The organism is Streptomyces marokkonensis, from assembly GCF_039539045.1.
In the GTDB taxonomy this organism is placed as follows: Bacteria; Actinomycetota; Actinomycetes; order Streptomycetales; family Streptomycetaceae; genus Streptomyces; species Streptomyces marokkonensis.
In genome coordinates this window covers 1-16,689 of the sequence record NZ_BAABCQ010000035.1, presented here as the reverse complement: position 1 = coordinate 16,689, position 16,689 = coordinate 1, and the positions used below count along the sequence as shown (strand labels likewise).

Here is a 16,689-nt window from a genome sequence, read left to right as displayed (position 1 = left end):
CCTGATCGGAGCTGATGACATGACCGAGCCTATCGGCCGCCTCGTCACGTGGTTGAGCCTGCTGCTCAAACCCCGAGGCACTCACCGCCGCACCGGCCCGCACCCGGCGGCACACACCGCCCCGGACCACCCGGCCACCGATGGCATGGCCCCTCTTCCCCCCCACCGCAGCCCCTACGGCCTCCCCTCCGTCCTCGACGGAGTCGAGACCGTGGCCGTACGCCCGTACGTCCTCGTGGACGCGCCGTACGAGCTGGAGGTGGCGGCATGACCCAGCCACCCGAGCCCCGCCTGCTCCCCTGGTCCGGCCCCGAGGGCAAGCCCTGTTACCTGATCACCGACAACGACGGCGGCCCGGTCTCACGGCTGGCCGACACCACGGAGTCGACCCAGCTCGGGATGGGTTTCGAACTCCTGGACCACGCCCGCTGTCTCCTCCCGGACGCTCCGAACGGCGAGCTTCGCTACCTCGCCGAGCGACTGGCGGAGTGCCTCGCCGACGTCCTGCGGGTGGCCGAGAGCCGCGGCCGACGGCTGGAAACCTGCGGCTCGGCGAACTGAGAGACAGACGCCCGGTTGGCGGCCCCGACTCCTCCTGCGGGGCCTTCCTGACCCGGGCGTCTGTGAGCAGAGCGAGGCCACGCCCGCTGCCTCTAGGGTGTCCACCCGAAGGTTCACCGATCGGCTCGGAGACGCCATGACGCCGCAGATGAGGTTGGCCGCGATAACCCTCGACTGTCCCGACCCGCCGGCTCTGGCGGCGTTCTATCAGCAGGCCACCGGTCTCGAGCCGCACCCGAAGTCGAATGCCGGCTTCGCGGGGCTCAACCGTGAGGACGGCCTCTTCATCGGATTTCAGCGGGTCGACGACTACCGGGCTCCGGTCTGGCCCGGGCAGGACGTTCCCCAGCAGCTGCACCTCTGCTTCTACGTCGCGGACCTGGACGAGGCCGAGGCCCGGCTGCTGGAGCTGGGCGCGGGGAAGCCGGATCACCAGCCTCACGAGGCTGCCAGGGCGCGGGTACTCACCGATCCGGCCGGTCACCCCTTCTGCATCTGCCGAGGCTGATCAGCGACCTTCCCCGGCGGTGGGACTGCCGCCACCCGCCCGTCACCCCGTCACTCCCCCTCCAGCACCTCCGCCAGCACCTCCGCCAGATGTCGCCCCCGCACCCCGCCCAGCTGCTCCAGCTGCGTCCGGCAGGAGAAGCCGTCCGCCAGGACCACCGCCCCGTCCGGGGCCTCGCGCACCGCCGGGAGCAGCTGGTCCTCCGCGCAGGCGGCCGACACCTCGTAGTGGCCCTTCTCGAAGCCGAAGTTGCCCGCGAGGCCGCAGCAGCCGCCGCTCAGCTCGCCGGTCAGGCCGGCCGCCTCGCGCAGGCGGCGGTCGGCCGCGTCGCCCAGGACCGCGTGCTGGTGGCAGTGGGTCTGGCCGGTGGCCGGGCGGTCCACGGCGGGCGGGGCCCAGCCGGGGGCGTGGCGCTCCAGGGCCTCCGCGAAGGTCAGGACACGGGCGGCGAGCCGAGCCGCTCGCGGGTCGTCGTGCAGCAGCTCGGGCAGGTCGGTGCGCAGGGCGGCGGCGCAGCTCGGTTCCAGGACGACGACCGGCGCGGACGTCTCCAGCACCGGGGCCATCAGGTCCAGGGTGCGGCGCAGCACCGCTCGGGCGCGGTCCAGCTGGCCCGTGGAGACGTACGTCAGGCCGCAGCAGACCCGGCCCCGGCGGGCGGTCAGGAGCGAGGCCGCCGACTTCGTCGTACCGTCGCCGATCACGGCGCGTCCCCGCAGCGTCGGCGGCAGCACCACCCGCAGTCCCGCCGCCTCCAGCACCCGTACGGCCGCCCGGCCCACGGAGGGTGAGAGGTGCTCGGTGAAGGTGTCGGGCCACAGGACCACCAGCTCGCCGGAGCCCCCGGCGACGGGCCGCCGCCCGCGCCACCACCGGCTGAACGTCTCCCCCGCCAGCCTCGGCACGTCCCGCTCGCCCGCGATCCCGCCCAGCCGTTTCACCACCGCGGCCAGCGGCCTCACGCCCGCCAGTGCGTTGACGACCGGCGCCGCACGCGCCCGCGCCGCCCAGCGCAGCCACACCGGCAGCCACCCCATCGCGTAGTGGGCGGCCGGGCGGCGGCGGCCGGCGTAGTGGTGGTGCAGGAACTCCGCCTTGTACGTGGCCATGTCGACCTCGACCGGGCAGTCGGAGCGGCAGCCCTTGCAGGACAGGCACAGGTCGAGGGCGTCCCGGACCTCCGTGGAGCGCCAGCCGTCGGTCACCAGCTCTCCGGCGAGCATCTCGTGAAGCAGGCGGGCCCGTCCGCGCGTGGAGTGCGCCTCGTCCCCCGTCGCCCGGAACGACGGGCACATCACCCCGGACCCGGACACCGACGTCGTACGGCACTTGGCGACGCCGACGCAGCGCCGTACCGCCGCCGAGAAGTCGCCCCCGTCCGACGGGTAGCCGAAGGCCACGTCCACCGGCTCGCGCGGCAGGACGGAGAAGCGGAGGTTCGCGTCGAGCGGGGCCGGGCGGACCAGCATGCCCGGGTTGAGGAGGTCGTCCGGGTCCCAGACGGCCTTCGCGCGCTCGAAGAGGGCGACGGTCTCCTGCCCGTACATCCTCGGCAGCAGTTCCGCCCGCGCCTGCCCGTCCCCGTGCTCGCCGGACAGCGAGCCGCCGTGCGCCACGACGAGGTCGGCCAGTTCCTCGGAGAAGCGGCGGAAGCGGGCGATCCCGGCGGCCGTCAGCAGGTCGAAGTCGACGCGTACGTGGATGCAGCCGTCGCCGAAGTGCCCGTACGGCGTGCCGCGCAGGTCGTGGGCGGACAGCAGACCCCGGAAGTCCCGCAGGTAGGCGCCCAGACGGGCCGGCGGCACCGCGCAGTCCTCCCAGCCCGGCCACGCCTCCGAGCCGTCCGGCATCCGCGTCGCCGTGCCGCTCGCGTCCTCCCGGATCCGCCACAGCGTCCGCTGCCCGGCCGGTTCGGTCACCACCAGCGCGTCCACCACGTCGGCCGCACGCACGACCGCCTCCGCACGCGCGCGTGCCTGTGCCGCCGACTCGCCGCCCGTCTCCACGAACAGCCACGCCCCGCCCCGGGGCAGCAGGGCCGCGGCCGAATCCGGCACCAGGTCCGCCGCCATGCCCTCCACTGTCAGCGGGCCCAGCGGCAGCAGCCCGGCCGCCGCCTCGGCCGCCCCGGCCTCATCGGCGTATCCGAGCACCGCCAGCGCCCGCGCGCGCGGCGCCTCGACCAGCCGGACCACCGCCTCGGTCAGCACGCCCAGCGTGCCCTCCGAACCGCAGAAGGAGCGGGCGACGTCCGCGCCCCGCTCCGGCAGCAGCGCGTCCAGCGCGTAGCCGGAGATACGGCGGGGCAGGTCGGGGAAGCCGGTGCGCAGGCGTGCCAGGTCGCCGTCGACCAGCTCGCGCAGGCCCTCCGGCGCCCCTGCCCACTCCTGCCCGAGCCGCAGCCGCTCACCGCGCGCGGTGAGCACCGTCAGCTCGTGCGCGCTGTCCGCCGTCGTGCCCCACGCCACCGAGTGGGAGCCGCACGAGTTGTTGCCGATCATTCCGCCGAGCGTGCAGCGGCTGTGGGTGGACGGGTCGGGGCCGAAGCGCAGGCCGTGCGGGGCGGCGGCGTCCTGGAGGCGGTCGAGGACCAGGCCGGGCTGGACGACCGCCGTGCGGGCATCGGGGTCGAGGGAGACCAGCCGGTCCATGTGGCGGGTGAAGTCCAGGACGACACCCGTGCCGGTCGCCTGCCCCGCGATCGACGTGCCGCCGCCCCGCGCCACGACCGGTACCGCGTGCGTCCGGCACACCTCCAGTACGGCTGCCACGTCGTCGGTGTCCCTCGGCGCCACCACGCCGAGCGGGACCCGTCGGTAGTTGGACGCGTCCATGGTCGTCAGGGCCCGGGAGGTGACGTCGAACCCGACCTCGCCCCGGACGGCCCCGCGCAGTGCTGCCTCCAGATCGGTCATGCGTCCAGGATGGGGTCTTGTAGCTCGGCACAGGTCCGCGAGACGGAGAATCTCGTCTCATCGGACGGACATCTCCCCGTTCGGTTTCGCCCAGGGGCTACGCTCCCGCTCGTGGCTGAGATCCAGATTCCTGCTGACATCAAGCCCGCGGACGGTCGATTCGGCGCGGGTCCCTCCAAGGTGCGGGTTCAGGCGCTGGACGCCCTGGCCGCCACCGGTACGTCCCTCCTCGGTACCTCCCACCGCCAGGCCCCGGTCAAGAACCTGGTCGGCAAGGTCCGTGAGGGCATCCGCGAGCTGTTCCGGCTCCCCGACGGTTACGAGGTGATCCTCGGCAACGGCGGCTCCACCGCGTTCTGGGACGTCGCGACCCACGGCCTGATCGAGAACAGGTCGCAGCACCTGAGCTTCGGCGAGTTCTCCTCCAAGTTCGCCAAGGCCGCGAAGCTCGCCCCGTGGCTGGCCGAGCCGACCGTCGTCTCCTCCGACCCGGGCACGCACCCCGAGGCGCGGGCCGAGGCCGGCGTGGACGTGTACGCGTTCACCCACAACGAGACCTCGACCGGCGTCGCCATGCCCATCAAGCGGGTCGCCGGCGCCGACGAGGGCTCCCTCGTGCTGGTCGACGCGACGTCCGGTGCGGGCGGCCTGCCCGTGGACATCGCCGAGACCGACGTCTACTACTTCGCCCCGCAGAAGTCCTTCGCCTCCGACGGCGGCCTGTGGATCGGCGTCTTCTCCCCGGCCGCGATCGAGCGCGCCGAGCGGATCCACGCGAGCGGCCGGCACGTCCCGGAGTTCTTCTCGCTGCCGACCGCGATCGACAACTCCCGCAAGAACCAGACGTACAACACCCCGGGGCTCGCCACCCTGTTCCTCCTGGGTGAGCAGCTGGACTGGATGAACGGCCAGGGCGGCCTGGACTTCACCACCGGCCGCACCAAGGACTCCTCGACCCGCCTGTACTCCTGGGCGGAGGGGGCCAAGTACGCCGACCCGTTCGTCTCGGACCCGGCCAAGCGCTCGCAGGTCATCGGCACCATCGACTTCTCCGACGACATCGACGCCGCCGCCGTCGCCAAGGTGCTGCGCGCCAACGGCATCGTCGACACCGAGCCGTACCGCAAGCTCGGCCGCAACCAGCTGCGCGTCGCGATGTTCCCGGCGATCGACCCGGCGGACGTCGAGGCGCTGACGAAGTGCGTGGACTACGTGATCGAGAAGCTCTAGCCGTCACCGGCATGACAACGGAGGGCGCCCGGCGGATCATCCGCCGGGCGCCCTCCGCGCATCCGTACGCTCTACTCCTCGACGAACAGTTCCTCGGCGTGCGCCACGCTCAGGGAGCGGTCGAGCCAGGCCCCCAGCACGTCGAGATCGGTGCAGTCCGTGACCCGCTCTCGGACACTGTCGGGGATCTCGACACCCCGCACCTCAAGGATGTGCAGAATGTCCTCGGCCTTGCCTTCAGCCTTGCCCTCAGCCTTGCCCTCGGTCTGGCCCTTGGCGCGTCCTTCGAGCCAGGACTCCTCGACGATCGTGTTGCTGCCCGGGAAATTCGGGGTGTAAGTGGCCATCAGATGCCTCCAGTAGTCACGACCCGGGCCCTCACCCAGACCGATTTCGACGATCTCCGCCCAGTCCACCCGGTCCACGGTGCCGCCTTCGTCCGTCTTGCTGTTGCCCCTGGACCCGGACTTTTCGGCGTCGTCCGCCACTCCTGACGCCAGCGCGTCCAGTATCGCAGTCAGCCCCGGGTCCTTGGCGTAGGCGAGCGCGGAGAAGACGGCGACTCCAAGGTCCCGGGCCGCCTCGTCCGCCTCGGTGATCACGGGAAGAGTTCCAGGTCCCAGAACCAGCGGGAAGACGACCATGCTCGTGTGGAAGCCGCGACCGACACGGATCGGTTCCGCCGCCCACGACGCGGTCGCCTTGTCCTTGCACACCACCACAAGAAACGGCGGCAACCGATACTTGGCATACATGTGGGCCAAGTAGTACGTCCAGCTGTTGTGCTTGTCCGGATCCGGCTTGCCCTGCGACTCGACGGCGAGCACGAAACCGCCCTCCTCACCGGCCACATGCACCCGGAACACACTGTCCACTCGACGCTCAAGTGGCCTGATCTCGGTGAGATCGGTATCCAGGGGCTCGATCGCGGTGTGCTCCGGGAAACCAATGCCCGCCCGCGGCAGAAGCCGGCCGAACAGCCCCGGATCCGCCCTGAAGACCCGGTGCAACGCTTCGTGCGGTGAACTGACCATGCGACGGAACGTAATCGCATGGGAACACTAAGCGTGGCCGAACCAGTCGGGCTCAGCCGTACGAGTGAACATGCCGGAGGACTATGCCACTCCCATTGACCGAGAGGCCGCAGCCGACGCCGGCGCACGCGTAGGGCGCGCGATGCCTACGCGAACTCGGCGGACCGAGAACCGCGTGGTGCGGCCGTACGTCGTCGGGAATTCGGTGTCCTGCCCGCCGCGGGAGACCCCAGGATGGTGCCCATGACTCTGGCCACTCCCGTACTGCACACCGCCCGACTGCGCCTGCGGCCCTTCACCGCCGTCGACGCGGACCCCCTCTTCGCGCTGCACAGCAGCCCTCACGTGATGCGCTACTGGGACTCCGCGCCGTGGAACGAACGGGCTCGCGCGGAGCTCTTCATCGCGAGGTGCGGGAAGATGGCGGACGAAGGCACCGGCGCACGGGTGGCCATCGACCGGTCCTCCGACGGGTCCTTCGTCGGCTGGTGCGGTCTGAGCGACTGGAACCCTGACTACCGCAGCGCGTCACTGGGCTACTGCCTCGACGCCACGACGTGGGGCCACGGCTACGCGACGGAGGCCGCGCACGCCGTGTTGCGGTGGGCGTTCGACACACTGGACCTGAACCGGGTTCAGGCCGAGGCCGACACACGCAACGGGGCGTCCGCCCGGGTCCTGGAGAAGATCGGCTTCGTGCGTGAGGGAACGCTGCGAGAAGAGTGCGTCGTGAACGGCGAGGTGTCCGACACGTGGGTGTACGGACTGATCAGGCGGGAGTGGCGGCCGACAGCCCTGCCGGCTCCGGCCCGCCACTGACCCGACAGGTGCCACCAGTCCGCCGGTCCACCTGAACGGACTTGACGCCCGCCGCGGACCTCGCCCGGCCGTGCCCCCGTGTTCTCGCCCTCCCGTGCCCGAGCGGGGCCTACCGGCTGAGCCGCTGGAAGCGCCGCACCGACAGCGGCAGGAAGATCGCCGTCAGGACCACCGGCCACACGCCCGCCATCAGCAGCGAGTGCTGCTCGACCCACGAGTCGCCGCCGCCCACCGGCGTGCCGAACAGCTCGCGGGCCGCCGCCGCCGTGGAGGAGATGGGGTTCCAGGCGGCCACCCAGCCCAGCCAGTCCGGCATGAGCTGCGGGGCGACGAAGATGCTGGAGATCATCGTCAGCGGGAACGCCACCGCGAACAGGCCGCCCGCCGCCTCCGGGTTGGGGACCAGCAGGCCCAGCCACACCCCGATCCAGATCAGCGCGAACCGGAGCCACAGCAGCAGCCCGAACGCGGCCAGGAAGTTCCAGCCCCCGTCCGGCCGCCAGCCCATGGCGAGCGCCGTCAGCACCAGGATGGTGAGCTCGGCGCAGGCGACGACCAGGTCGGTCACGCCGCGCCCCGCCACCACCGCGGAGGAGGACATCGGCATGGAGCGGAAGCGGTCGATGACGCCCTTGGTGGAGTCGTGGACGACGAGCGTCGCGGTGTTGATGAAGCCGAACGCCATGGTCATCACGAACATGCCCGGCATCAGGAAGTCCTTGTAGTCCCCGCCGCCCGGCACGGTCATCGCGCTGCCGAAAACGTAGCCGTAGAGGAGGACGGACAGGATCGGGAAGCCGAGCTGCCAGGCGATGTTGACGGGCTGGCGCTTGTAGTGGGTCAGGCCGCGGCGGACGATGTTGCCGCAGTCGGCGATCGCCCAGTACAGCCGCCCTCGGTCGCCGCCGCTGCCGGGCCCGGTCGTCAGGTCGAGGGCGCTCACGCCGCCACCTCCTGCTTCTGAGCACTCGTACGGTGTCCGGTCAGGCTCAGGAACACGTCGTCGAGGCTCGGCCTGCGCAGCCCGATGTCCTCCACCCCGACTCCCTCGTCCTGGAGGGTGCGCGCCACCTCGGTCAGCGCGGACACCCGGTCGGTGACCGGGGCGTGCACCCGCAGCGCCACCTCGTCGGTCTCGGGTTCGCCGTCGCAGACGCGGGCGACCACCTTCACCGCCCTCGGTATCTCGGCCCGCTCGGCGACCACGACCTCGACGCGGTCGCCGCCGACCAGGTCCTTCAGGCCGTCCGGGGTGTCGTCGGCGATGGACCGGCCCTGGTCGATGACGGTGATCCGGGAGGCCAGCTTGTCGGCCTCCTCCAGGTACTGCGTGGTCAGCAGCACGGTCGTGCCGCTCGCCACCAGCGCGCGGACGGACTCCCAGACCTCGCCGCGGCTGCGGGGGTCGAGGCCCGTCGTCGGCTCGTCCAGGAACAGCACGGACGGGGCGAGGATCATCGACGCGGCGAGGTCGAGGCGGCGGCGCATGCCGCCGCTGTACTTGCCGACGCCCAGGTCGGCGGCGTCGGTCAGGTCGAACTGCGCCAGCAGCTCGACGGCCCGGGCACGGGCCCGCCTGCCGCCCAGGTGGAACAGGCGCCCGAACATCTCCAGGTTCTGCCGGCCGGTGAGCACCTCGTCCACGGCCGCGTACTGGCCGGTCAGGCCGATCCGCGCCCGTACCTCTCGCGCCTGCCGGGCGACGTCCAGGCCGGCCACCTCGGCCCGTCCCCCGTCCAGCCTCAGCAGCGTGGACAGGATGCGCACGGCGGTGGTCTTGCCGGCGCCGTTCGGCCCGAGCAGGCCGTGCACGGTGCCCTCGCGGACGGTCAGGTCGAAGCCGTCGAGGGCGCGCTTCTCGCCGTACCGCTTCTCCAGCCCCTCGGCCCGTACCGCGTATGCGTCGCTCATGGGTCCCCCTTCACTCCCTAACTGAGTACACCGTACTCGATTGCGCGTACACCGTACCCAGTTTTTGGCGCGGTCCTAGAATGACCCTCATGGCAAGCGGTACGGAGACCAGCGGCAGCGGTGACATCGGCCGCACCCTCGACCTGTTGTGGGACACCGGCAGGCGGCCCAGCCGGGGGCCCAAGCCGGGCCTGACCCTCGAGCGGATCGTGGAGGTCGCCGTCGAGGTCGCGGACCGGGACGGGCTCGGCGCGGTCTCGATGCGCCGGATCGCCACCGAGCTGGGCACCGGGGCCATGTCCCTGTACCGCTACGTCCCCGGCAAGGGCGAGCTGATCGACCTGATGCTGGACCGCGTGCAGCGCCCGTCCGAGGACCCCGGCGACTTCGGCGACGGCGACTGGCGTACGGCACTGGAGGCGCTCGGCCGCGCCACCCTCGCCCTCTACCGTCGCCACACCTGGCTGCTGGAGGTCAACCAGTCCCGCCCGGTCCTCGGCCCGAGTGCCCTGGACGGCATGGAGAAGGTGCTCGCCCGGATCAAGCCGATGGGCCTGACCGACCCCGAGCTGGTGTCGGCGATCGTCATGATCGACGGGTACGTCGTCGGCGCCGCCCGCACGCAGGTGCACGGGGAGGAGGCCGAGCGCAGCTCCGGACTGACGGACGCGCAGTTCTGGCAGGCCCAGGAGCCGGCGCTGGTGAAGGCCATGACCAGCGGCCGTTACCCCGTCCTGGCCTCCCTCACCGAGGACACCTTCGGTGCGGGCTTCGACCACTTCGAGTTCGGGCTGCAGCGCATCCTGGACGGGCTGGAGGTACTGGTGACCGCGCGCGGCGCGGCCGGCGGCTCAGCGCCCGCGGGACCGCCGTCGCAGCCGTAGCGCGAACACTGCGGCGCAGGCGGCGACCAGGACGGCCACGCCGACCTTGGGCGTGCCCCAGTCGGAGCCGTCACCGGAGGCGGGCGACGCGCCTCCCGAAGCGGAAGGGGCGTCACCGGCCCCGCCGCTCCCGGGCGCGTCCTCGGCCTTCACGGGGCTGCTCTCGCCCTCCATCCCGAGCAGCAGCTTCTCGCCGTCGGTGGTGTACGTGGCGGACTCGCCCTGCCCGAGCGGCACGCTGATCCGCCCCTTGCGCTGGATCTTCCCGCCGTTCCAGTCGTACCAGATGCCCCCCATGTAGCCGCGCACGGCGAGCCGCTCGCCGTCCGGGGAGAAGGCGGCGTCGGTGGCCCAGAGCTCGACGGGGGCGGCGCGCCGGAAGACGTTGGTGCCGGAGGCGGACAGCTCCTCGGGCCCCTCGTACAGGTGCCCGCCGTCCTCCTTCTTGTCGATGATGTAGACGCGCCCGGTCTTCGGGTGGACGACCATCGACTCGGCGTCGCGGGCACCGTCCGCGTACTTCACGACGTACTGCGTCGCCTCGACCGTCTGGTCCTTGAGTTCCTTCGGCTCGGGCAGCTCGTAGATCCACACGTGCGGCCAGGTGCCGCCGAGGTTGTCGCCGATGTCGCCGACGAAGATCCGGTTGCCCGGTCCGACGGAGATCGCCTCGACGTCCCGGGGCGTGCCGACGCCGGAGAGCGCGACGCGGGCGACGGTCTCGCCGGTGGAGCCGTCCACGGCGTAGAGGTACGGCCCGTTGTCCTGGTCGTTGTGGGTCCAGTAGACGCCGGGGTGCAGCCGCGAGGCGGCGAGGCCGCTGGACTCGGTGATGCGCGGGTCCTTGATCGTGAAGCCGTCGCTCCCGGCGACCCCGTCGGCGGCGGAGGCGGGCACGGCGAACGCGCCCACGAGAAGGGCCGAGGCAAGGAGGGCGAAAGAACGGCGCATGCGCCAAGACTGCCATCCCGCACGGGCGTTCACGGCGCGGGCCTCCCCGTGGTCGGGCTCACATCGCGTCGGCCGGGCCGATCGTCCATGATGAGCGGATGCTCAGGTTCATGTTTGTCGGTGACTCCATGACGATCGGGAGCGCGGGCGAACACACGTGGCGCTACCGGATGTGGCAGCACCTGCGCGACTCCTACGGCCGCCCCTTCGCGATCGTCGGCCCCCGCGAGACGCTGCACGACCGGTCGACGGACGCCCCCACCTCGTACGCCTACGCCGACCCCGACTTCCCGCGCGCCCACCTGGCCGGCTGGGGCGAGGGCTGGCACCACATGGCCCCGCTGATCGGCGAGACGGTACGGGCCTGCCGCGCGGACGTGCTCCTGGTCTCCCTGGGCCTGATCGACCTCGGCTTCTACACCAACGCGGAGCAGACGGCCGACAACGTCCGGGCCTTCGTCGCCGAGGCGCGCTCGGCCGACCCGCGCGTGCGCATGGCCGTGATGCCGGTGATCCCCAACATCCGGGTGGAGGCCGACGCGTCCTTCGCCGAGCAGGTCACCCGCTTCAACGAACTCCTCGTGAAGACCACCGCCGACCTCGACGAACGCCGCTCCTCACTGCTCCTGGTCCCGCCGCCGGTGTCGTACGACTTCCACACGGACACGTACGACGGCACGCATCCCAACGAGAGCGGCGAGCACAAGATCGCGGAGGCCTTCGCGGAGGCGATGGACGAGGAGTGGGGGCTGGGCGGGCCCTACTCCCCCGCCCCGTAGGCCGCCCGGACCGCCCGGGCCGAGTGGTCGGTACTGTCCCGCTCTGGCATATGCGCGTCCTCCCGTGTCCTGGTCGCCGTGCGTATCGTTGTACCGCGCGGCTGTACTCGTCGTTGGGGCAGCGGGGGAGGAGCGCCACGATGACCGTCCTTGAAGACAGGATCGCCATGGCCGACGCCAACACGGAACGCTTGGATGAATGGTTCGAGCGCCTGGAGCGGATGCCCGTCCCCGAAGGATTCAGGGTCGAGATCGTCGGGGGCAACGTCCACATGACACCGCAGCGCGACACGCATTGGGCAATCATCCGCCGGATCGTACGGCCCATTGAGGACCGGTTCGGCATGGACGTACTGGTCCTCTCGGACGTCCGCATCGACTTCCCCGGCCACGAGAACGGCTTCTGCCCGGACGTGGCCAAACTTCGCGACGGAGCGAAGCAGGACGACACTGGCCACTGGCGCCACGAGGACGTCGAGTTCGTCGCCGAGGTCATCTCCCAGGGAACCGCCGCCAACGACTACGGCCCCAAGAAGCTCGCGTACGCCGCCGCCGAGGTCCCCCTCTACCTCGTCGCCGACCCGTACCAGGGCCGCTGCCACATCTTCACGCAGCCCAAGGACGGCGACTACACGACCGAGACCCGGGTCGCCTTCGGGCAGGAGCTGGACCTCACGGACACCGTTCTCGGCCTCACCCTCAGGACCGACGCCTTCCCCCGCGACTGATCGCACGGACCGCTTGCCTGGAGTGCACTCCAAGTCGTTGGCTTGGGGACCATGAAGTACACGCAGCTCGGACGCACAGGACTCAAGGTCGGCCGACTCATCCTCGGGACCATGAACTTCGGCCCGCAGACCGACGAGGCCGACAGCCACGCGATCATGGACGCGGCGCTGGACGCCGGCATCAACTTCTTCGACACCGCCAACGTGTACGGCTGGGGCGAGAACAAGGGCCGTACCGAGGAGATCATCGGCAACTGGTTCGCCAAGGGCGGCGACCGGCGGGACAGGACCGTCCTGGCCACCAAGGTCTACGGCAACATGGGCGCCGACGGCGAGGCATGGCCCAACCACGACAAGCTCTCCGCCGTGAACATCCGGCGGGCGGTCGACGCCAGCCTGAAGCGGCTCAGGACCGACCACATCGACCTGTACCAGTTCCACCACATCGACCGCGCCACCGGATTCGACGAGATCTGGCAGGCCGTCGACGTACTGGTCCAGCAGGGCAAGATCCTCTACGCCGGGTCCTCGAACTTCCCCGGCTACAAGATCGCCCAGGCCAACGAGGCCGCCGCCCGGCGCGGCGGCACCATCGGGTTGGTCAGCGAGCAGTGCCTGTACAACCTGGCCGAGCGCCGCGCCGAGATGGAGGTCATCCCTGCCGCGCAGGACTACGGCCTCGGAGTCATCCCCTGGTCGCCGCTGCACGGCGGGCTGCTCGGCGGAGTCCTGAAGAAGGAGGTGCAGGGCGGACGCCGCGCCTCCGGGCGGGCGGCCGACACCCTGGCCGATCCCGCCGGCCGCGCGCAGATCCAGGCCTACGAGGACCTGCTCGACAAACACGGCGTCGAGCCCGGCGAGGCCGCGCTGGCCTGGCTGCTGACGCGGCCCGGCGTGACCGGTCCGATCGTCGGTCCGCGCACCGCGGAGCAGCTCGCGTCGGCGCTGCGGGCCGTGGAGCTGGAGCTGTCGGACGAGCTGCTGACCGGGCTGGACGAGATCTTCCCGGGGCCGGGTCCGTCGCCGGAGGCGTTCGCCTGGTGACGGCATGGCCGTGGCGGCGGCCGCCTGACAGCTGCTCAGCCGATCGCCGCCGCCACCGCCACCACGAGCATCATCAGTACGAGCACACCGGCCATGATCCGGTTACGGGTCTTCGGGTCCACGCCCCCGAGCCTAACCGGAGGCGCCGAGCGGATTGCGGGCGACCGTCTCGTAACGGGGCTGCTCGCCCGGCACCCCGGACGTCGGCAGGCAGCTGCGCACCAGCGCGAGGTCGGTCACGGTCCAGGCGGGGCTCGTGAAGTGGTCCAGTGCCTCGACGTAGGGGCGTGCGTCGAACGCCTCCCGGCTGCGGGCCACCGTCAGGTGGGGCTTGTAGCGGCGGTGCTCCCCCATCGGGACGCCCGCCTTGCGCGCCGCCGACTCCGCACGGTCGGCCAGCAATCGCAGGGTGGCGACATCGCCCTCCGCGCCCGCCCACAGGGCCCGCCCGTGCCCGAACTGCCCGCCCCCGCGCAGCGCCAGCGTGAAGGACGCGGTGCGGTGGGCGGCACGCTCCAGGCGGGCCGACAGGTCCGGTACGAGGTCGTCGTCGACCTCGCCGTAGAAGGCCAGCGTGAGGTGCCACCCCGGGCGGCCGGTCCAGCGCAGCCCGTCCGCGCCGGGCAGCATCCGCAGCGCGGCGACCTCGGCGGCGAGGGCGGCGGTGACGTCGTCCGGGGGCAGTACGGCGGCGAACAGTCTCATGCCGGCCAGTCTCCCCCGGGGAACACGCGTACGTCCGCGCGTGTCCTGGTCACCGTGCGTATCGTTGTACCGCGCGGCCGCACTCGCGTCGGGGGCGGCCGGGGAGGAACGCCACGATGACCGTCCTTGACGACAGGATCGAGATGGCCGAAGAGAGCACCGGGCTGACTCTGGACGTCATGTTCGAGTGGCTCGAGAAGATGCCCGTCCCCGAGGGATACAAGACCGAGATCGTCGGGGGTCACATCTTCATGACGCCACAGCGGGACACCCACTGGGACATCGTCCTGGACATCGTCGAGCAACTGCGCGCCAGGTACCCGCGCAAGCGCGTCAAGTCCGACGTCCGTATGGACTACCCGGGGCATCTCAACGGCTTCGCCTCCGACGTCGTCGCCCTGGCCGAGGGTGCCCGGAGGGACGACAGGGGCCACTGGCTCCCCGAGGACGTGGAGTTCGTCGCCGAGGTCGTCTCCCGGAGCACGGCCGGCAACGACCACGGCCCCAAGAAGGACGCCTACGCCGCCGCCGGCGTCCCGGTGTACCTGATCGTCGACCCGTACGCCGGCGAGTGGCACCTGCACACCCTGCCGCAGGACGGCAAGTACCACGGCTCCGTCAGCTTCGGCTTCGGCGAGGACGTCGACCTGACCGGCACCGCCGTCGGCCTCGCCCTCAGGACCGACGACTTCCCCCGCGACTGACCCGGGGACCGGAACGGACCGGCCGACTGACCCGGGGACCGGAACGGACCGGCCGCGAGCACCCGGAACCGGACCGGTTACGCCGCCGGCGCCAGCTCCTCCCGCCGCTCGCGCGGCACGAACCGCACCCGCGGGTGCCCCCGGTGCCAGCCCACCGACAGGCGCAGGTTGCCGACGCGGGCCAGGACCAGGCCGATGACGAGCGCGGCGGCCGCCGCCACCGCGCCGCCCGCGGCGAAGCCCGCCCGGGCGCCGTAGGTGTCCGTGACCCAGCCGACGATCGGGGCGCCGATCGGTGAGCCGCCGAGGAAGACCATCATGTAGAGGGCCATCACACGGCCCCGCATGGCCGGGTCGGTGGACATCTGGATGCTGGTGTTGGCGGTGACGTTGACGGTCATGCTGAAGACGCCGATCGGGACCATCAGCAGCGCGAACAGCCACAGCCGCGGTGCCGTCGCCGCCACGATCTCCAGGGCGCCGAAGGCGAGCGCCGCCGCGATCAGGACGCGCAGCCGCGCCGTGCCGCGCCGGGCGGCGAGCAGGGCGCCGGCCAGCGAGCCGACGGCCATCAGGGTGTTGAAGAGGCTGTAGGCGCCTGCGCCGGCGTCGAAGACGTCGTCGGCGAAGGCGGACAGGAAGACCGGGAAGTTGAAGCCGAAGGTGCCGATGAACCCGACCAGGGTGATGGTCCAGATCAGCTCGGGGCGGCCGGCGACGTAGTGCAGGCCCTCGCGCAGCTGTCCCTTGCCGCGCGGGGTGCGCTCGACGGCGCGCAGCTCGCGGGCGCGCATCAGCAGCAGGCAGCTGAGCGGCGCGACGAAGGACAGGCCGTTGGCGAGGAACGCCCAGCCGGTGCCCACACCGGTGATCATCAGGCCCGCGACGGCGGGACCGACGAGACGGGCGGACTGGAAGTTGGCCGAATTGAGACTGACGGCGTTCTGGAGCTGGTCACGGCCGACGAGCTCGGCGACGAAGGACTGTCGGGCCGGGTTGTCGACGACGGTGGCCAGGCCCATCGCGAACGCGGCGACGTAGACGTGCCAGACGTCGACGTGGCCGGTCAGGGTGAGGACGGCGAGGAAGAGCGCGGTCAGGGCCATCGCGGACTGGGTGACCAGCAGCGTGGGCCGCTTGCGCAGGCGGTCGACGAGGACACCGCCGTAGAGGCCGAAGAGCAGCATCGGCAGGAACTGCAGGGCGGTGGTGATACCGACGGCGGCCGAGGAGCCGGTGAGGCTGAGCACCAGCCAGTCCTGGGCGATGCGCTGCATCCAGGTGCCCACGTTGGAGACGACCTGGCCCAGGAAGAACAGGCGGTAGTTCCTGACCTTCAGGGAGGCGAACATCGACGTCCGGCGGGGGGCGTCGGGGGTGGTCCGGTCGTCGTGGCCGTCGGGTGCGGGGGCGGAAGCTGCTCCGGATCCCGTACTCAAAAGGTTCGCCTCCTCGCGAATGCCGCTTACACGTGTGCCAGCTTCTCGAGCACGGGGGCGGCGGCGCGCAGTTTCGCCCACTCGTCCTCGTCGAGTCCCTCGGCCAGCGTGGCCAGAAACGCGTTCCGCTTGCGGCGGCTCTCCTCGAGCATCACCACGGCCTGCTCGGTCTGCGTCACGACCTTCTGGCGCCGGTCCTCGGGGTGCGGGTCCAGTCGGACCAGTCCCTTGGCCTCCAGGAGCGCCACGATGCGGGTCATCGAGGGCGGCTGGACGTGTTCCTTGCGGGCGAGCTCGCCCGGGGTCGCGCTCCCGCAGTTGGACAGGGTGCCCAGCACCGACATCTCGGTCGGACTGAGCGACTCGTCGACGCGCTGGTGCTTGAGCCGACGGGACAGCCGCATCACGGCGGAGCGCAGGGAGTTCACGGCGGCGGCGTCGTCGCCATGCTTGAGGTCCGGCATGTTCCTTAGCTTA

At 71.5% G+C, this 16,689-nt stretch carries 18 protein-coding genes; 10 read left to right on the top strand and 8 right to left on the bottom strand.

The annotated features are described in order from the left end of the window. Nucleotides 1–19 precede the first annotated feature (19 nt). The 3 genes from ABEA26_RS11710 to ABEA26_RS11700 all read left to right on the top strand — a co-directional run bounded on the left by ABEA26_RS11710 (nt 20) and on the right by ABEA26_RS11700 (nt 1,069). Complete coding sequence (locus ABEA26_RS11710; protein WP_345591708.1) at nt 20–271, top strand: hypothetical protein; 252 nt, start codon at nt 20–22, stop codon at nt 269–271. After that, nucleotides 268–561: a hypothetical protein gene (locus ABEA26_RS11705; RefSeq protein ID WP_345591706.1), complete on the top strand. Its 294-nt coding sequence runs from the start codon at nt 268–270 to the stop codon at nt 559–561. The genes ABEA26_RS11710 and ABEA26_RS11705 overlap by 4 nt, the downstream gene beginning before the upstream one ends. Nucleotides 562–697: 136 nt before the next feature. After that, on the top strand, nt 698–1,069 hold the full coding sequence (locus tag ABEA26_RS11700) for a VOC family protein (RefSeq protein ID WP_345591704.1): 372 nt from the start codon (nt 698–700) through the stop codon (nt 1,067–1,069). A 50-nt stretch (nt 1,070–1,119) separates the two neighbouring features. On the opposite strand, the gene ABEA26_RS11695 is transcribed toward ABEA26_RS11700, so the two are convergent. After that, nucleotides 1,120–3,984: an FAD-linked oxidase C-terminal domain-containing protein gene (locus tag ABEA26_RS11695; protein ID WP_345591703.1), complete on the bottom strand. Its 2,865-nt coding sequence runs from the start codon at nt 3,982–3,984 to the stop codon at nt 1,120–1,122. A 111-nt stretch (nt 3,985–4,095) separates the two neighbouring features. On the opposite strand from ABEA26_RS11695, the gene serC reads away from it, so the two are divergent. Beyond that, on the top strand, nt 4,096–5,214 hold the full coding sequence (serC, locus tag ABEA26_RS11690; RefSeq protein WP_345591702.1) for a phosphoserine transaminase: 1,119 nt from the start codon (nt 4,096–4,098) through the stop codon (nt 5,212–5,214). Nucleotides 5,215–5,285: 71 nt separating this feature from the next. Here the strand turns inward: serC and ABEA26_RS11685 are convergent, their stop codons facing one another. Further along, entirely contained in the window at nt 5,286–6,224 is a 939-nt protein-coding gene (locus ABEA26_RS11685; protein ID WP_345591701.1) for an RpnC/YadD family protein, read from the bottom strand. A gap of 267 nt (nt 6,225–6,491) precedes the next feature. Between ABEA26_RS11685 and ABEA26_RS11680 the strand changes: the two genes are divergently transcribed. Continuing rightward, nucleotides 6,492–7,067 (top strand): GNAT family N-acetyltransferase, encoded by a 576-nt coding sequence (locus tag ABEA26_RS11680; RefSeq protein ID WP_345591700.1) that lies wholly within the window; start codon nt 6,492–6,494, stop codon nt 7,065–7,067. 109 nt (nt 7,068–7,176) lie between these two features. On the opposite strand, the gene ABEA26_RS11675 is transcribed toward ABEA26_RS11680, so the two are convergent. Both ABEA26_RS11675 and ABEA26_RS11670 read right to left on the bottom strand, forming a co-directional pair. Then, nucleotides 7,177–8,010 (bottom strand): ABC transporter permease, encoded by an 834-nt coding sequence (locus tag ABEA26_RS11675; protein WP_345591699.1) that lies wholly within the window; start codon nt 8,008–8,010, stop codon nt 7,177–7,179. Beyond that, nucleotides 8,007–8,978 (bottom strand): ATP-binding cassette domain-containing protein, encoded by a 972-nt coding sequence (locus ABEA26_RS11670; RefSeq protein WP_345591698.1) that lies wholly within the window; start codon nt 8,976–8,978, stop codon nt 8,007–8,009. Before ABEA26_RS11670 ends, ABEA26_RS11675 begins: the two co-directional genes overlap by 4 nt. 89 nt (nt 8,979–9,067) lie before the next feature. Between ABEA26_RS11670 and ABEA26_RS11665 the strand changes: the two genes are divergently transcribed. Beyond that, entirely contained in the window at nt 9,068–9,862 is a 795-nt protein-coding gene (locus ABEA26_RS11665) for a TetR/AcrR family transcriptional regulator (RefSeq protein WP_345591696.1), read from the top strand. On the opposite strand, the gene ABEA26_RS11660 is transcribed toward ABEA26_RS11665, so the two are convergent. Further along, nucleotides 9,830–10,813: a WD40 repeat domain-containing protein gene (locus ABEA26_RS11660; protein ID WP_345591694.1), complete on the bottom strand. Its 984-nt coding sequence runs from the start codon at nt 10,811–10,813 to the stop codon at nt 9,830–9,832. The genes ABEA26_RS11665 and ABEA26_RS11660 overlap by 33 nt on opposite strands. Nucleotides 10,814–10,911: 98 nt before the next feature. On the opposite strand from ABEA26_RS11660, the gene ABEA26_RS11655 reads away from it, so the two are divergent. The 3 genes from ABEA26_RS11655 (at nt 10,912) to ABEA26_RS11645 (ending at nt 13,364) form a co-directional block, all read left to right on the top strand. Further along, on the top strand, nt 10,912–11,592 hold the full coding sequence (locus tag ABEA26_RS11655) for an SGNH/GDSL hydrolase family protein (RefSeq protein WP_345591692.1): 681 nt from the start codon (nt 10,912–10,914) through the stop codon (nt 11,590–11,592). Nucleotides 11,593–11,732: 140 nt separating this feature from the next. Further along, the gene (locus ABEA26_RS11650) at nt 11,733–12,320 is read left to right on the top strand and encodes a Uma2 family endonuclease (protein WP_345591690.1); all 588 of its coding nucleotides are present in this window, start codon (nt 11,733–11,735) and stop codon (nt 12,318–12,320) included. Between the two features lie 51 nt (nt 12,321–12,371). Continuing rightward, nucleotides 12,372–13,364 carry an aldo/keto reductase gene (locus ABEA26_RS11645; protein ID WP_345591688.1) on the top strand — a complete coding sequence of 331 codons (993 nt, stop codon included), beginning with the start codon at nt 12,372–12,374 and terminating at the stop codon, nt 13,362–13,364. A gap of 132 nt (nt 13,365–13,496) precedes the next feature. On the opposite strand, the gene thpR is transcribed toward ABEA26_RS11645, so the two are convergent. Continuing rightward, complete coding sequence (gene thpR, locus ABEA26_RS11640; protein ID WP_345591686.1) at nt 13,497–14,069, bottom strand: RNA 2',3'-cyclic phosphodiesterase; 573 nt, start codon at nt 14,067–14,069, stop codon at nt 13,497–13,499. 116 nt (nt 14,070–14,185) lie between these two features. Here thpR and ABEA26_RS11635 point away from each other — a divergent pair, with 116 nt between their 5' ends. Continuing rightward, nucleotides 14,186–14,773 (top strand): Uma2 family endonuclease, encoded by a 588-nt coding sequence (locus ABEA26_RS11635; protein ID WP_345591685.1) that lies wholly within the window; start codon nt 14,186–14,188, stop codon nt 14,771–14,773. A gap of 77 nt (nt 14,774–14,850) precedes the next feature. On the opposite strand, the gene ABEA26_RS11630 is transcribed toward ABEA26_RS11635, so the two are convergent. Both ABEA26_RS11630 and ABEA26_RS11625 read right to left on the bottom strand, forming a co-directional pair. After that, nucleotides 14,851–16,212, bottom strand: a complete 1,362-nt coding sequence (locus ABEA26_RS11630) for an MFS transporter (RefSeq protein WP_345591682.1) — start codon at nt 16,210–16,212, stop codon at nt 14,851–14,853. Nucleotides 16,213–16,238: 26 nt separating this feature from the next. Then, nucleotides 16,239–16,676: a MarR family winged helix-turn-helix transcriptional regulator gene (locus tag ABEA26_RS11625; RefSeq protein WP_345591757.1), complete on the bottom strand. Its 438-nt coding sequence runs from the start codon at nt 16,674–16,676 to the stop codon at nt 16,239–16,241. Nucleotides 16,677–16,689: the final 13 nt, after the last annotated feature.

Bases quoted from the DNA above. Each gene is read 5' to 3' on its own strand.
- ABEA26_RS11645 (WP_345591688.1), top strand. From the start codon at position 12,372: ATGAAGTACACGCAGCTCGGACGCACAGGACTCAAGGTCGGCCGACTC.
- ABEA26_RS11705 (WP_345591706.1), top strand. From the start codon at position 268: ATGACCCAGCCACCCGAGCCCCGCCTGCTCCCCTGGTCCGGCCCCGAG.
- ABEA26_RS11710 (WP_345591708.1), top strand. From the start codon at position 20: ATGACCGAGCCTATCGGCCGCCTCGTCACGTGGTTGAGCCTGCTGCTC.
- ABEA26_RS11625 (WP_345591757.1), bottom strand. From the start codon at position 16,676: ATGCCGGACCTCAAGCATGGCGACGACGCCGCCGCCGTGAACTCCCTG.
- ABEA26_RS11700 (WP_345591704.1), top strand. From the start codon at position 698: ATGACGCCGCAGATGAGGTTGGCCGCGATAACCCTCGACTGTCCCGAC.
- ABEA26_RS11655 (WP_345591692.1), top strand. From the start codon at position 10,912: ATGCTCAGGTTCATGTTTGTCGGTGACTCCATGACGATCGGGAGCGCG.
- ABEA26_RS11665 (WP_345591696.1), top strand. From the start codon at position 9,068: ATGGCAAGCGGTACGGAGACCAGCGGCAGCGGTGACATCGGCCGCACC.
- ABEA26_RS11670 (WP_345591698.1), bottom strand. From the start codon at position 8,978: ATGAGCGACGCATACGCGGTACGGGCCGAGGGGCTGGAGAAGCGGTAC.
- ABEA26_RS11650 (WP_345591690.1), top strand. From the start codon at position 11,733: ATGACCGTCCTTGAAGACAGGATCGCCATGGCCGACGCCAACACGGAA.
- ABEA26_RS11680 (WP_345591700.1), top strand. From the start codon at position 6,492: ATGACTCTGGCCACTCCCGTACTGCACACCGCCCGACTGCGCCTGCGG.
- ABEA26_RS11635 (WP_345591685.1), top strand. From the start codon at position 14,186: ATGACCGTCCTTGACGACAGGATCGAGATGGCCGAAGAGAGCACCGGG.
- ABEA26_RS11660 (WP_345591694.1), bottom strand. From the start codon at position 10,813: ATGCGCCGTTCTTTCGCCCTCCTTGCCTCGGCCCTTCTCGTGGGCGCG.
- thpR (WP_345591686.1), bottom strand. From the start codon at position 14,069: ATGAGACTGTTCGCCGCCGTACTGCCCCCGGACGACGTCACCGCCGCC.
- ABEA26_RS11695 (WP_345591703.1), bottom strand. From the start codon at position 3,984: ATGACCGATCTGGAGGCAGCACTGCGCGGGGCCGTCCGGGGCGAGGTC.